Annotated in this window: 12 protein-coding genes; 8 read left to right on the top strand and 4 right to left on the bottom strand. The window is 60.5% G+C overall.

Features of this window, described 5'->3' with window-relative positions:
- Positions 1 to 2: 2 nt before the first annotated feature.
- The 7 genes from ACZ89R_RS30095 to ACZ89R_RS30065 all read left to right on the top strand — a co-directional run bounded on the left by ACZ89R_RS30095 (position 3) and on the right by ACZ89R_RS30065 (position 8,066).
- On the top strand, positions 3 to 1,394 hold the full coding sequence (locus tag ACZ89R_RS30095) for an aldehyde dehydrogenase family protein (RefSeq protein WP_429547191.1): 1,392 nt from the start codon (positions 3 to 5) through the stop codon (positions 1,392 to 1,394).
- 3 nt (positions 1,395 to 1,397) lie between these two features.
- A complete protein-coding gene (locus ACZ89R_RS30090) occupies positions 1,398 to 2,558 on the top strand; it encodes an iron-containing alcohol dehydrogenase (RefSeq protein ID WP_008012200.1) in 1,161 nt (386 codons plus the stop codon).
- A 157-nt stretch (positions 2,559 to 2,715) separates the two neighbouring features.
- Complete coding sequence (locus ACZ89R_RS30085) at positions 2,716 to 4,281, top strand: amino acid permease (protein WP_123494106.1); 1,566 nt, start codon at positions 2,716 to 2,718, stop codon at positions 4,279 to 4,281.
- Between the two features lie 552 nt (positions 4,282 to 4,833).
- Entirely contained in the window at positions 4,834 to 5,022 is a 189-nt protein-coding gene (locus tag ACZ89R_RS30080) for a DUF1843 domain-containing protein (protein ID WP_218394592.1), read from the top strand.
- Positions 5,023 to 5,063: 41 nt separating this feature from the next.
- Entirely contained in the window at positions 5,064 to 5,708 is a 645-nt protein-coding gene (locus ACZ89R_RS30075; RefSeq protein ID WP_429542980.1) for a DUF1842 domain-containing protein, read from the top strand.
- A 40-nt stretch (positions 5,709 to 5,748) separates the two neighbouring features.
- Entirely contained in the window at positions 5,749 to 6,330 is a 582-nt protein-coding gene (locus ACZ89R_RS30070; protein WP_192342749.1) for a DUF1842 domain-containing protein, read from the top strand.
- 272 nt (positions 6,331 to 6,602) lie between these two features.
- Positions 6,603 to 8,066, top strand: a complete 1,464-nt coding sequence (locus tag ACZ89R_RS30065) for a GDL motif peptide-associated radical SAM/SPASM maturase (protein WP_218394590.1) — start codon at positions 6,603 to 6,605, stop codon at positions 8,064 to 8,066.
- A 183-nt stretch (positions 8,067 to 8,249) separates the two neighbouring features.
- On the opposite strand, the gene ACZ89R_RS30060 is transcribed toward ACZ89R_RS30065, so the two are convergent.
- The 3 genes from ACZ89R_RS30060 to ACZ89R_RS30050 all read right to left on the bottom strand — a co-directional run bounded on the left by ACZ89R_RS30060 (position 8,250) and on the right by ACZ89R_RS30050 (position 11,690).
- The gene (locus ACZ89R_RS30060) at positions 8,250 to 9,179 is read right to left on the bottom strand and encodes a LysR family transcriptional regulator (protein ID WP_429547192.1); all 930 of its coding nucleotides are present in this window, start codon (positions 9,177 to 9,179) and stop codon (positions 8,250 to 8,252) included.
- Between the two features lie 30 nt (positions 9,180 to 9,209).
- A complete protein-coding gene (locus ACZ89R_RS30055; protein ID WP_429547193.1) occupies positions 9,210 to 10,184 on the bottom strand; it encodes a quinone oxidoreductase family protein in 975 nt (324 codons plus the stop codon).
- An 84-nt stretch (positions 10,185 to 10,268) separates the two neighbouring features.
- Entirely contained in the window at positions 10,269 to 11,690 is a 1,422-nt protein-coding gene (locus ACZ89R_RS30050; RefSeq protein ID WP_429547194.1) for an MFS transporter, read from the bottom strand.
- 127 nt (positions 11,691 to 11,817) lie between these two features.
- Between ACZ89R_RS30050 and ACZ89R_RS30045 the strand changes: the two genes are divergently transcribed.
- Positions 11,818 to 12,753 carry a LysR family transcriptional regulator gene (locus tag ACZ89R_RS30045; RefSeq protein ID WP_429547195.1) on the top strand — a complete coding sequence of 312 codons (936 nt, stop codon included), beginning with the start codon at positions 11,818 to 11,820 and terminating at the stop codon, positions 12,751 to 12,753.
- 166 nt (positions 12,754 to 12,919) lie between these two features.
- Here ACZ89R_RS30045 and ACZ89R_RS30040 read toward each other — a convergent pair whose 3' ends face one another.
- On the bottom strand, positions 12,920 to 13,102 hold the full coding sequence (locus ACZ89R_RS30040; RefSeq protein ID WP_429547196.1) for a DUF1289 domain-containing protein: 183 nt from the start codon (positions 13,100 to 13,102) through the stop codon (positions 12,920 to 12,922).
- Position 13,103 lies beyond the last annotated feature (1 nt).

Genomic DNA, 13,103 nt, shown 5'->3' with positions numbered 1-13,103 from the left:
CCATGACTGAGATCGTTCAACTCATCTCCCCGGTCGATGGCCGGGTCTACGCCGAACGCCGCCGTGCCGATGCGGCGCAGCTCGAGCAGGCTCTGACGGCGGCCGCAGCCGCCCAGGCGCAATGGCAGCGCCGACCACTGAGCGAACGCGCCGCGTTTTGCAGCGCCGCCGTGGACGCGATGCTGGTGATGAAGGCCGAGATCGTGCCGGAACTGGCCTGGCAGATGGGCCGCCCGATACGCTTCGGCGCCGGCGAGCTGCGCGGTTTCGAAGAACGTGCGCGGCACATGATCGCCATCGCGCCTGAAGCGTTGGCAGCGATTGAACCTGCGCCTGTCGCCGGTTTTCGGCGCTGTATCAAACGTGAACCGTTGGGTACGGTGCTGGTCGTCGCACCGTGGAATTACCCCTATCTGACGGCAGTCAATACGATCATCCCGGCGCTGATGGCGGGCAACAGCGTGATCCTCAAACACGCTTCGCAAACGTTGCTGGTGGGCGAGCGTTTCGCCGAGGCCTTTCGCCGCGCCCATCTACCCGAAGGCCTGTTCCACAACGTGCTGCTCAATCATCAGCAGACTGCCGCGGTCATCGCTTCAGGACGCGTGCAGCAGGTGAACTTCACCGGCTCGGTTGACGCCGGCAAAGTCATGGAAAGCGCCGCCACTGGATGCTTCCTCAGCGTGGGCCTGGAGCTTGGCGGCAAAGACCCCGCCTACGTCCGGGCAGACGCCAACCTTGAGCATGCGGTGGAAAACCTGGTGGACGGCAGTTTCTTCAACTCCGGACAGAGTTGCTGCGCCGTCGAACGTATCTATGTCGATGAAAAAATTTACCCGGCCTTTGTCGAGCGCTTCGTCGCCTTGACCCGCCAATACGTACTCGGCAATCCGCTGGACGAAGCCACCACCCTCGGCCCCCTGATCACACCGAGCGCCGCTGAATTCGTTCGCGGGCAGATCGCCGATGCGCTGGCACAAGGGGCCAGGGCATTGATCGTTCCACAGGACTTTCCCGCCGACGTGCCGGGCAGCGCCTACCTCGCGCCGCAGGTACTGGTGGACGTCACCCATCAAATGTCGGTGATGCGCGAGGAAAGTTTTGGCCCGGTGGTCGGCATCATGCCGGTGGCCAGCGACGACGAAGCCATCGCCTTGATGAACGACAGCGAGTTCGGGCTCAGCGCTTCTATCTGGACCCAGGATCTGGCCGCCGCCGAACGCATCGGCGACGAGATCGCCACCGGCACTGTATTCATGAACCGCTGCGATTATCTGGACCCGGCCCTGGCCTGGACCGGGGTGAAAAACAGCGGGCGCGGCGTCACGCTGTCGCGTCTTGGCTATGAACACCTGACCCGCGCGAAATCCTTCCATCTGCGCCACGAGATCTGAGCCATGAGCCTGACCGCGAACTGGAACTACCCCACGAGCATCCGCTTCGGCGTTGGCCGCATCGCCGAATTGGCCGAGGTCTGCCGCAGCCAAGGGATCCAGCGACCGTTGCTGGTCACCGACAGCGGCCTGGCGCGTGCCCCGATCACCACCGCGGCGGTGGAATCCTTGCGCGCTGCCGGCCTTGGTGTAGCGCTGTTTTGCGACCTCAAGCCGAATCCGATTGAAGCCAATCTGGCAGGAGGACTCGACGCCTGGCGCGCCGGCAAACACGATGGCGTAGTCGCCTTCGGCGGTGGTAGCGGGCTGGACATGGGCAAGCTCATTGCTTTCATGAGTGGCCAGACCCGACCGGTTTGGGATTTCGAGGACATCGGCGACTACTGGACACGTGCCGACGAAAGCAGCATCGCCCCGGTCATTGCCGTGCCAACTACCGCCGGCACCGGTTCCGAGGTGGGCCGTGCGGCGGTGATCATCGACGAGCGTACGCACACCAAACGCATCATCTTTCACCCGAAAATGATGCCGCGGGTGGTCATCAGCGACCCGGCCCTCACCGTCGGCATGCCGGCAAAAGTCACCGCTGGCACCGGCATGGATGCGTTTGCCCATTGCCTGGAATCGTACTGCGCTCCCGGCTTTCATCCGATGGCCGAAGGTATTGCGGTGGAAGGCATGCGCCTGGTGGCCAATGCGCTGGTACGCGCCGTACACACCCCCTCCGACCTCGACGCGCGCGCGCAAATGTTGGCAGCTGCGGCGATGGGCGCTACCGCTTTCCAGAAAGGGTTGGGTGGCATGCACGCACTCGCCCATCCAGTGGGCGCCCTGTACGACACCCACCACGGCATGACCAATGCCACGTTCATGCCCTATGTACTGAAGTTCAACCGCCCGGCCATCGAGGAACGCATCACCCGCCTGGCGGCTTATTTGCGTCTGCCCTCCCCGGGATTCGACAGCTTTCTGGCCTTCGTCCTCAAGCTGCGCAAAGACATCGGCGTGCCGCATACGCTGTTTGAACTGGGGGTGGATGACAAGCAGGCCGATCTGATCGCGGACATGGCGATTGTCGACCCCTGCGCCGGCGGCAACCCGTTGCCGTTGACACGAACTGGCGCGGCAGAAATTTTCGACGCGGCGTTCCACGGCCGTCTCTAGAGCAATCGTCTGTCCATGGTCAACGTGTGAGCACGCAACCTGGATGGATTTCAACCGTTAGAGGCAGGAGCAGTACGACAGGGGGTTGAAGACAAACCCATTCGGCAGCGCACTACGCGGATGGATGTGGATCAAAACCTGAACAAGAGCACACGTTATGAGTCCAGTAAGCCAACCTGGCGCCACCGCGCCACAAGACGACGACATCAAGGTGTTGCACAGCATGGGCTATGCCCAGCAGCTTTCGCGACGCATGGGCGTTTTCTCCAACTTTGCCATTTCCTTTTCGATCATTTGCATCCTCTCGGGTGGCATCAACTCGCTGGCACAGGGCACCTCGGGTGCAGGCGGTGCAGCCATCGGTATCGGCTGGCCACTGGGCTGCCTGATCTCCGGGGTTTTCGCCATGGCCATGGCACAGATTTCCTCGGCCTTCCCCACCGCTGGCGGCCTTTATCACTGGGGCTCGATTCTCGGCAACCGCTTCACCGGCTGGCTGACGGCCTGGTTCAACCTGTTGGGGTTGATCACGGTGCTCGGCGCGATCAACGTCGGTACCTACTACTTCTTTTTCGGTGCCTTCGGACCGGCCTTGGGAATGGAAGACACCATCACCACACGGATTACTTTCCTGGCGATCCTGACCGGCCTCCAGGCCTTGTGTAACCACTTCGGCATCGGCCTGACCGCAAAACTCACCGACTTCTCGGGCTACCTGATCTTCGCCACGGCGCTCGCGCTGACCATCGTCTGCCTGATCGCCGCACCCAGCTATGAGTTCGCCCGACTGGTGACCTTCAGCAACTATTCCGGCGAGGCTGGCGGCAACGTCTGGCCACAGGTGTCGAACAGCTGGATTTTCATGCTCGGCCTGCTCTTGCCGATCTACACCATCACCGGCTATGACGCCTCGGCGCATACCTCCGAAGAAACCCATCAGGCATCCGTGTCGGTACCGGTCGGGATGGTCAGCTCGGTGGCCTGGTCGCTGCTGTTCGGCTGGGTGATGCTCTGCTCGTTTGTACTGATGCTGCCAAGCATGGACGAAGCGGCGAAGCAGGGTTGGAATGTGTTCTTCTGGGCGATGGACACTCAGGTGAACCCGGCGATCAAGATGGCGCTTTACCTGGCCATTTTCATCTCGCAGGTTCTCTGCGGGCTGGCGACCGTGACCTCGGTTTCGCGCATGATCTTCGCGTTTTCCCGTGACGGCGGCCTGCCCTTCTCCAAAGCATTGGCCTCGGTCTCTCCGACCCATCGCAGCCCCGTGCCAGCGATCTGGACCGGTGCCACGCTCGCGGTGTTGTTCGTATGGGGATCGTCCCTGGTCTCGATCGGCGAAACGCCGGTTTACACGATCGTGGTCTCCTGCACGGTGATCTTCCTGTTCTTCTCTTTCATCATTCCCATCGTGCTGGGCCTGTTTACCTACGGGACTGCGAAGTGGCCGACCATGGGGCCGTGGAACATGGGGCGCGGGTTTTACTCATTGTTCGCCATCCTCTCCATCCTTTCGATGGTGCTGATCTTTGTCATCGGCATCCAGCCACCGAACGATTGGGCGCTGTACATCACGCTCGGTTTTCTGATTCTGACGGCGATTGTCTGGTTCGCCTTTGAAGCCCGGCGCTTCCAGGGCCCACCCGTAGGCGACATGATCATCAAGCGTCAGGCAGAAATTGCAGCGGTTGAAGAAGCGTTGAACAAACAGGCTGGGAGCTGATTGTCATAGCCAGGAAAAAGGACGCGCCAGATGCAGAACCTGTGGCAAAGGGAGTTCTATGGCTAGAGGGTCCACCATGTCCCCGGTCCAAACAAAACCCTGTGGCGAGGGGGCTTGCCCCCGTTGGACTGCGAAGCAGTCCCAAACCCTGCTACCTCGTTCTGCCTGGCACACCGCATGCACCGGATTTGCGACTGCTTCGCAGCCGAACGGGGTGATGGGCATTCCGACAAGCCCCCTCGCCACGGGGCCCTCTTATTACTGTCAGCCAAAGGCCTGGGACCGAACACGCCTGGTTCCGGCGTTACTTGGCTTGATTGAACAAATACAATTTATGGCGATAAGGAATAACGCTTATGAAGAAGTCACTGAACAGGTCTTTCTTCATTACCATTCTTAATATTGAACCTACTGCCGCCTAACCCATCGCGATTAATAAAATAATATTAAAAATTACTCTTCCATTGCCCATTGCATATTTATCCGCGCCTGCTTAACTGCAAAAACTGCTGATGACAGCAGTGCCCGCAAAACACCACGGAAGGAATCGTTATGAGCAGTTCAACTCGCCATAGCATGCCCCCCTATGGGGTGGCCATCCAAAGCGCGATCAAGGCAGGCGACCTGCCGCAAATGAAGACGCTATTGAAACAACGCGATGCATCCACACCAGAAAACAAAGAGCTAAATACCGCTTACGAGCAGTTGGCCAAGGAAGTCGCACGCCTGGAAAAGCACTAACAGCTATTTCCGCTCCCCTTATTGCAATGGAGGCAATAACCATGTCTGGTTCTAATCAGCAACTTGTCGGTTTGTTCCCGCTAGGCTACCGAATTGGTACTTCGATGCCGGGTGCACAAAGTCTGGCACTCAATCTCCTGGTCTTTACCCCTGATGAGACTGTAATCGGCACCGCTGCAATCACTCAGGCGACCAACCCGCCGCTGGATGTGCATTCCGATGTCTGGGGCGAATACACCTACCTGACGGTCATGTCACCCGGCGTCAGCAAAATCCTGATCACCGCCCAAGGCAATCACGGCGGCTCGGGCTCCAATTCCATCGTGAATTTCAAGTTGCGACTGGTGGTGGGCACCGACTGGAAAGAAGGGGTCGCCAACTACTCGTACTTGAATGGTCAGCAGTGGGTCGAGGTCAACAATGCTCCCGCCCACCTCATTGAGGCGGTGCCGTCCCACGTTTCCCCGCTGCCGTTGGAACCCGGCCCGGTGATTCCGCCGGAATCATCGTATCCGCCCATCATGCCGCTGTACGCCGCACCGATTCAAAGTGCAATGGCCAGTGGTGACCTGGCCCAGATGAAGAACCTGTCGCGCCTGGCCCAGCAGCAACTGGATCAGCAACCCCAACTGCAGACGGCGCTTGAAACGGCCAAGGAAGAAATCAGCCGGCAGGAACGCCGCTGACTCGACCACGAAACATGAACACAAATAAGGGAGTAGCACCATGTCAATCGGACTTTTTCATACCCGCCTCAACATCAGCAGTCACCTGCTGGGCGCACCGGTTTTAACCCTCGATTTGCTAGTGGATACCGCAAAGAAAAAAGTCAGCGGGATTGCGAGTATTTTCCAAAGCACCTACCCACCCCTCAACTTCCGTGCCCGTGTATGGGGTGAGTACTCCGAGGCCAAACTGGTGCCGACGGCGGAGAACCACATCATCCTCACTCTGGCCGGCAGCCCGAGCGGCCCTCTCAGCCAGATCGCCCAGACCTTCGGTTTGAAGGGCATTTTAGGCGGCGATTGGGCGAGCGGTTATGCCGACTACAAGTACGAGAATCAGGGCCAATGGCATTACGTGAAACACGCAGCGGTCAGCCAGGCTCCCGTTATTGTGCGCCCAGAGCATCCGCACCATGCGGTGCCGCTCTACGCCGTCGCGGTACAGCAAGCGCAAGCCAGCGGTGACCTGGCGCAACTGAAGGCCGTGGTCAGCCAGGGTGAACAGCAACTGGCCCACAGCGGTGCGCTGCGCAACGCACTGGACCAGTTGAACGTTGAAATCGCCCGGCTGGAGGCTCGCTAACCCGCACTACCGGGCTTGGCCCCAACCTGTGGGAGCGAGCCTGCTCGCGATGACGGCGGTACATTCAGCGCCAACGTTGGCTGACCCAACGCCATCGCGAGCAGGCTCGCTCCCACAGGGCTGCGATGTTCAGTCCTTAACTGACTGGCATTAGCCGAGCCCGGGTTCTTTTCAACTTCAACAGGTAAATCCGGTCGCGCCACTGACCCAAGGAAGGCGCGAACACTTCGATGGATTCGTGCCGCGCACACGTTGGTGCGCAAGGATTTCCCATGTCAGACACTCGCCCTGCCCGCTACCTCAGTGAAACCGACCTCAAACGCTACGTGCCGGTGCATGTGGTCTGGGAAATCACCCTGGCCTGCGATCTCAAATGCCTGCATTGCGGCTCACGCGCCGGCCACAGACGCCCCGATGAATTGAACACCCGGGAATGCCTGGACGTCATCGATTCCCTGGCCGCCCTCGGCACCCGCGAGATCACCCTGATCGGTGGTGAAGCCTATTTGCGCAAGGACTGGACGCAACTGATCCAGGCCATCCACGATCACGGCATGTATTGCGCCATACAAACCGGTGGACGCAACCTGACGCCCGCGAAAATGCAGGCAGCGGTAGATGCCGGGCTCAATGGCGTGGGGGTTTCACTGGATGGATTGGCGCCGCTGCATGACGCGGTACGCAATGTTCCGGGCTCCTTCGACAAAGCGGTTGATACCCTGCGGCGGGCCAAACAGTCCGGGCTTGCGGTGAGCGTCAACACCCAAATCGGCGCAGCCACGTTGCCCGACTTGCCCGAATTGATGGACCTGATTATCGGCCTCGGCGCCACTCACTGGCAGATCCAGCTGACGGTTGCGATGGGCAATGCCGTCGATCACCCGGAGCTGTTGTTGCAGCCTTATCAACTGCTGGAAGTGATGCCGTTGCTGGCGCGTCTGTATCGCGAAGGGGTCGACCGCGGCCTGCTGATGAACGTGGGCAACAACATTGGTTACTACGGTCCTTATGAACACATGTGGCGTGGTTTCGGCGACGAGCGCGTGCACTGGAGTGGCTGCGCCGCCGGCCAGACGGTGCTGGCGCTGGAAGCCGACGGCACCGTCAAGGGTTGCCCGTCATTGGCAACCGTGGGGTTTTCCGGTGGCAACGTTCGCAACATGAGCCTGCACGATATCTGGCACTACAGCGAAGGCATGCACTTTGGCCGATTGCGCGGCGTCGAAGATCTGTGGGGCTATTGCCGCAGCTGTTACTACAACGACGTCTGCCGTGGCGGCTGCACCTGGACCTCGCACTCCCTGCTCGGCAAACCCGGCAACAACCCCTACTGCCATTACCGCGCGCTGGACCTGCAAAAACGCGGGCTGCGCGAGCGCATCGTAAAACTCGAGGACGCGGCGAAGACCTCCTTCGCCGTCGGACGTTTTGACCTGATCACCGAACGCATCGACACCGGCGAGACGGTCAGCAGCGTCAGCGACAGCGGCCAGGTGATCAAACTGGCCTGGGCAAACCAGGGCCAGAAATCGCCGGACGAAGGACGTATTCCACCGCAACTGGCGCTGTGTCGGGGTTGTTTGCAGTACATCCATGCGCACGAAGTGACCTGCCCTCACTGCAACGCCGATGTCGCCGCCGCAGAAGCCGTGCACCAGACAGACCGTGCCCGGCAACAAGCGATTATCAACACCCTGACCGGCCTGCTGGGGATGCCGCAAAATACCTTGATGTGACCTTTGTCACGCACATAAAAAACGCCATTCTGGGAATGGCGTTTTTTATATTGGCGAATCGAAGACACAGACATTTGGCGCGTATTAGATCGCCAAGATCGCAGCCTTCGGCAGCTCCTACAGTTATTTGCGTACACCTGTAGGAGCTGCCGAAGGCTGCGATCTTTTGGGGGCAGCCAACACTTAATTGACTGGCATCAGCCAAGGCGGCCCTTGCGCAAATCTTGCCTCAAGCCATTCCTTGAACGCCATGAGCGTTGCCGGTGTGAACGCGGCGGATGCTCGCACCAGATAAATCCCGCCTTGGGCATCCAGGTCCCACTCCGGCAGAACGCGAACCATCTGGCCGTTGGCGATTTCCCGGCTCATCAGCCACTCGCCGGCGCCCAAAATACCGACGCCAGCCTTGGCCGCGGCGAGCAACGCCTCGCCGTCGTTAGAGGTCAAGGTGCCCTTGGTGATGACCTTCTCCTGCCGATCGCCCATCGACAAGCGCCATTCAGGGAATGCCGCCAGACCGGTGAAGCCAAGGCAATTATGATCACTGAGTTCTTTCGGACTGGCCGGTAAACCATGCTGTTCTATGTAACTCGGTGAAGCGCAGAGAATGCGGCGATGATCGCTGAGCTTCTTCGCGACGAGGCGGTTGTCGTTCAGTTCACCGATACGAATCGCCGCATCGAATCCTTCACCAATAATGTCGACGACGCGATCGCTGTAATCCACCTCGACGGAGACCAGCGGATGAGCCGCCAGAAATTCCGGCAGCATTGACGCCAGCCATAGGCGCCCCATCGCCGCAGGAAAAGCCAGGCGCAGGACGCCACGAACTTGCGCCGCGCCCAGCGACGCTTCCTGTTCAGCCTCGATGATCAACCCCGTGGCGGAGCGCAGACGTTCGACGAGACGGTTGCCGGCATCAGTCAACCGCACTTGACGCGTCGTACGCTCCATCAGCCGCACGCCCAGGCGCTTTTCCATGGCCGCCAGGCGCTTTGAAATCACCGTCGGATGGCGTTGCAGCAACCGTCCGGCGGCCACGAACGAATGCGCCGAGGCGACCGCAAGAAGTGCTGCTATTTCATCGATGTGGCGGCTGTCCAGTGGGTTCACAAAACACTCTTTTTTTCAGGTAACAGATGATCAGGGTTTGAGGACGATCGTTCCGCGAGATTGGCCACCTTCCAGATCGGCATGGGCCTTGGCCACATCGGCCAATGCATAGCGGCCCCAGATGCCGGGCTTGATTATGCCCGCCTCGACCGCGGCCAGTACATCATCGGCCCGTTGCCGGTATTCGGCGATATCCGTGGTGTGCGCGGCGAGTGAAGGACGGGTCAGGAACAGCGAGCCCTTGGCATTGAGCGTGGCCACTTCGACCGCCGTCGGCGCTCCGGAGGATGCCCCGAAAGACACCATCAACCCACGCGGTCGCAAGCAGTCGAGCGACGCTTCGAACGACACCCGCCCGATGGGATCGTAGACCACATCGGCTTTCTTGCCGTGGGTGATCTGCGCCACATCCGCGGCGAGTGTCTGGGCATTGAATACCAGTACCGCATCGCAACCCAGCGCCTTGGCTGTCTCGACGCTTTCGGCCCGGGACACAATGCCGATGACAAAAGCCCCCAGGTGTTTGGCCCACGTCGCCATGATCTGCCCGAGGCCGCCCGCCACGCCATACAGAACCAGAATGGTGCCGGGGCCGACCGGATACGTCGTCTTCAGCAGGTATTGCGCGGTAATGCCTTTGAACAACACCGCGGCCGCCTCTTCAGCCGTCAATGCGTCCGGAATCGGCACCAGCCGCTCGGCCGGAAACAATCGCGCACTGGCGTAAGCGCCAACAGGCCCCGTTGCGTACGCCACCCGATCACCCACCTTGACGTTGTTCACCCCCGCGCCGATGGCGGCAACCCGGCCCGCCCCTTCAAGGCCCAGCCCCGAGGGCAATGGCAGCGGTACGGCGCCCTTGCGCTGACTCACATCGAGGAAGTTGACGCCAATCGCCTCCTGCTCCAGCCAGACTTCACCCGGCCCCGGCTCACGCGCCGTCACTTGCTCGATGGTCATCACCTCAGATGCGCCGGTGTGTGCGATACGAACGACAGAAACCATTGCCTGACTCCTTCACTTCAGCGCAGCCCATCTGCGCCATGCGGGGGAAGTATCGGCATTCGATTTCATGCGAACAATACAGCTTCACTGCAGTTCATTACTGCATGCAGTGCAGCAGTGTGAAACTCGCAGCGTCAACGCGACAGCAAGGGCCAGGACGATCAACAGCATGGCGACGGCAAACGTTACTTGCATACCGTTGGCGATGGCGGCGGGAGATGCAGTGGTGATGTCTGCCGTCGCCGAGGCAAAGGCAAACACCGCGCCCATGACCGAGGCGCCGGTGATCAGTCCGAGATTGCGCGACAGGCTGAGCAGGCCGGAAATTACGCCGCGCTGATCCGGTCGGACGTCGGTCATGATCGCGGTGTTGTTGGCCGCTTGAAATAACGCGTAGCTGCCAGTGATTACCGCGATGGGCGTGAGGTAACCAAGGATGCCGAAACCCACCGGAATTATCGATAAAGCCCCCGTTCCGAGCGCCATTGCCACAAGCCCGAGAAGGGTCATGCGCCGAGTGCCAAAACGGTCCACCAGGCGACCGGCCGGCATGCCGGTCAGCGCCGCCACCAACGGCCCCACCGACAAGGCGAAACCGACAAGTGCCGTGCCGAGCCCAAGCGCCCCCGAAAGATAAAACGGCCCGACCACCAACGTCGCCATCATCACCGTCGAAACGAGCGTGCTCATGGCCAGGCTGGCGCTCAATCCTGGCTCGCGGAACAGCGCCAATTTAATCAATGGCGAGGCAACCCTGGCCTCAACGAATATGAAAATCCCGGCACCGACAACAGCCGTCAGCAGCAGCGCGATGTTGACCGGCCCAAAATCACCCTGCCCGATCGTCATGGCGAGCGCATACGCCGCGAGCGTCAACGCCAGCAGCAACGTGCCAGTCTTGTCGAATCCTACCCGCAGCGCTTTCGTCTGCGGTGCATCCGCCGGCAGATAGCGATAAGCGAGCCAGATATTCAGAATACCCAGCGGCACGTTGAGCAGAAAAATCGCCTGCCAACCGAAAACGGAAATCAGTAACCCACCCAGTGACGGCCCCAGCGTGGTGCCGACCGCCGACATCGTGCCAAGCAGCCCCATGGCGCTGCCGGTCTGCGCTTTCGGCACCGTCTCCCCGACAAACGCAACGGTCAGCGCCAACATGATCGCCGCCCCGAGCCCTTGCACTGCCCGGGCACCGACCAGCCACCCAAGCGACGGCGCGACACCACACGCCAGCGATGACAGGGTGAAAATGCCGATACCCGCCAGCAGCAAACGTCGACGGCCGACGAGGTCACCGAGTCGTCCGACGCTGACAATCAGCGTGGTGATCGCCAGCAGATACGCCAGAACGATCCACTGCACTTGCTGAAAGGAAGCATCGAACGCCTGGGCCAACGTCGGCAAACCCGCGTTGGCGATGCTGGTGTCGAGTGAGGGCATCAACATCGACAGCGAAAGGCTCGCGAGCGCCCAGCGGACGGAGCCTGATTGGGTGATGAGTTTCATTGTCTGGCCACATCTGAAAGTAGATCAGCAGCGTATGCCCATGCGTAACATGGCGGAAGGCGCACCATTTGCACTTGATAGTTGCGTTTGACGCCATATCACCCACACGCCGTGCTAACGTTGAGGCATGACGACTCCCGACCTGAATTTGCTGATTACCCTGGATGTGCTGCTCGCCGAAGGCAGCGTCGCACGCGCCGCCCAACGACTGCGCCTGAGCCCGTCGGCCATGAGCCGGGCGCTGGCGCGATTGCGCGAAACGACGGGCGACCCGCTGCTGGTACGGGCCGGACGCGGGCTGGTGCCGACGCCTCGGGCGCTCGAATTGCGCGAACAGGTCAGTCGATTGGTGCAAGACGCCGAAGCCGTTTTGCGCCCCGCCGAACAGCTCGACCTCAAGCAATTGGGGCGTACATTCACGCTGCGCACCAGCGACGGTTTCGTCGAAAACTTCGGCCCGGCGCTGATTGCCCGCATAAGTGAACAAGCACCCGGCGTGCGCCTGCACTTTGTGCAGAAGCTGAACAAAGACAGCGCCGCCCTTCGCGACGGTTCCGTCGACCTGGAAACCGGTGTGGTCGGCGGCACGACAAGCCCGGAAGTGCGCACCCGTGCATTGTTCGAAGATCGCTTCATCGGCGTCGTGCGCACGGGGCATCCGCTGAGCCAAGGCGAAGTCACCGCCTCCCGTTATGCCGCTGGCAAGCACATCCTGGTCTCGCGACGCGGGCTCGATAAAGGGCCGATGGATGAAGCCCTGGAAGTGCTGGGACTGGAGCGGGAAGTCGTCACCATCGTCGGCGGTTTCTCGGCCGCGCTGGCGCTGGCTCGCGCCTCGGACCTGATCGCCACCGTGCCTGCACAACACACACGAAACCTGCACGCAGGCTTGTACAGTTTCGACCTTCCGTTCGACCTGCCGCCGATCACCATTTCGATGCTCTGGCACCCACGCATGGATGCCGACTCAGCGCATCGGTGGCTGCGTGCATGTGTTCGGGAGGTTTGTGCGCAGCCCCATGAGCTGGTGAAGTCAATGTCAGCCACAACGCACGCTTTGTAGTTGCGCTACTGTGGCGAGGGAGCTTGCTCCCGTTCGGCTGCGAAGCAGTCGTAAATTGGTTTTGGGACAGCTGCGCTGTCCAGCGGGAGCAAGCTCCCTCGCCACAGTAGTGCAGCCTTCGCCAGATGCTATAGATCGCATTACGGCTTGCTGACGGGCATTACCCTCAAACACTCTTTTTCTGCAGCCCCTTCAACCGCAAACCCGCCCGCTGCGCCGCCGCCATTTTTTCCGGACGCTTCATGCGCTTCCATTTTCTGATGTCGTCCTTGGTGCGGCCACAACTGACACACAGCTCACCACTGAGCTGGCAAATGGAAATACACGGATTTTCGATATCCTTGGCCACG

It is taken from the genome of Pseudomonas sp. TE3728, assembly GCF_056279145.1.
Note: the sequence above shows the minus strand (reverse complement) of the source record. Positions and strands in the feature narration are given on the sequence as shown.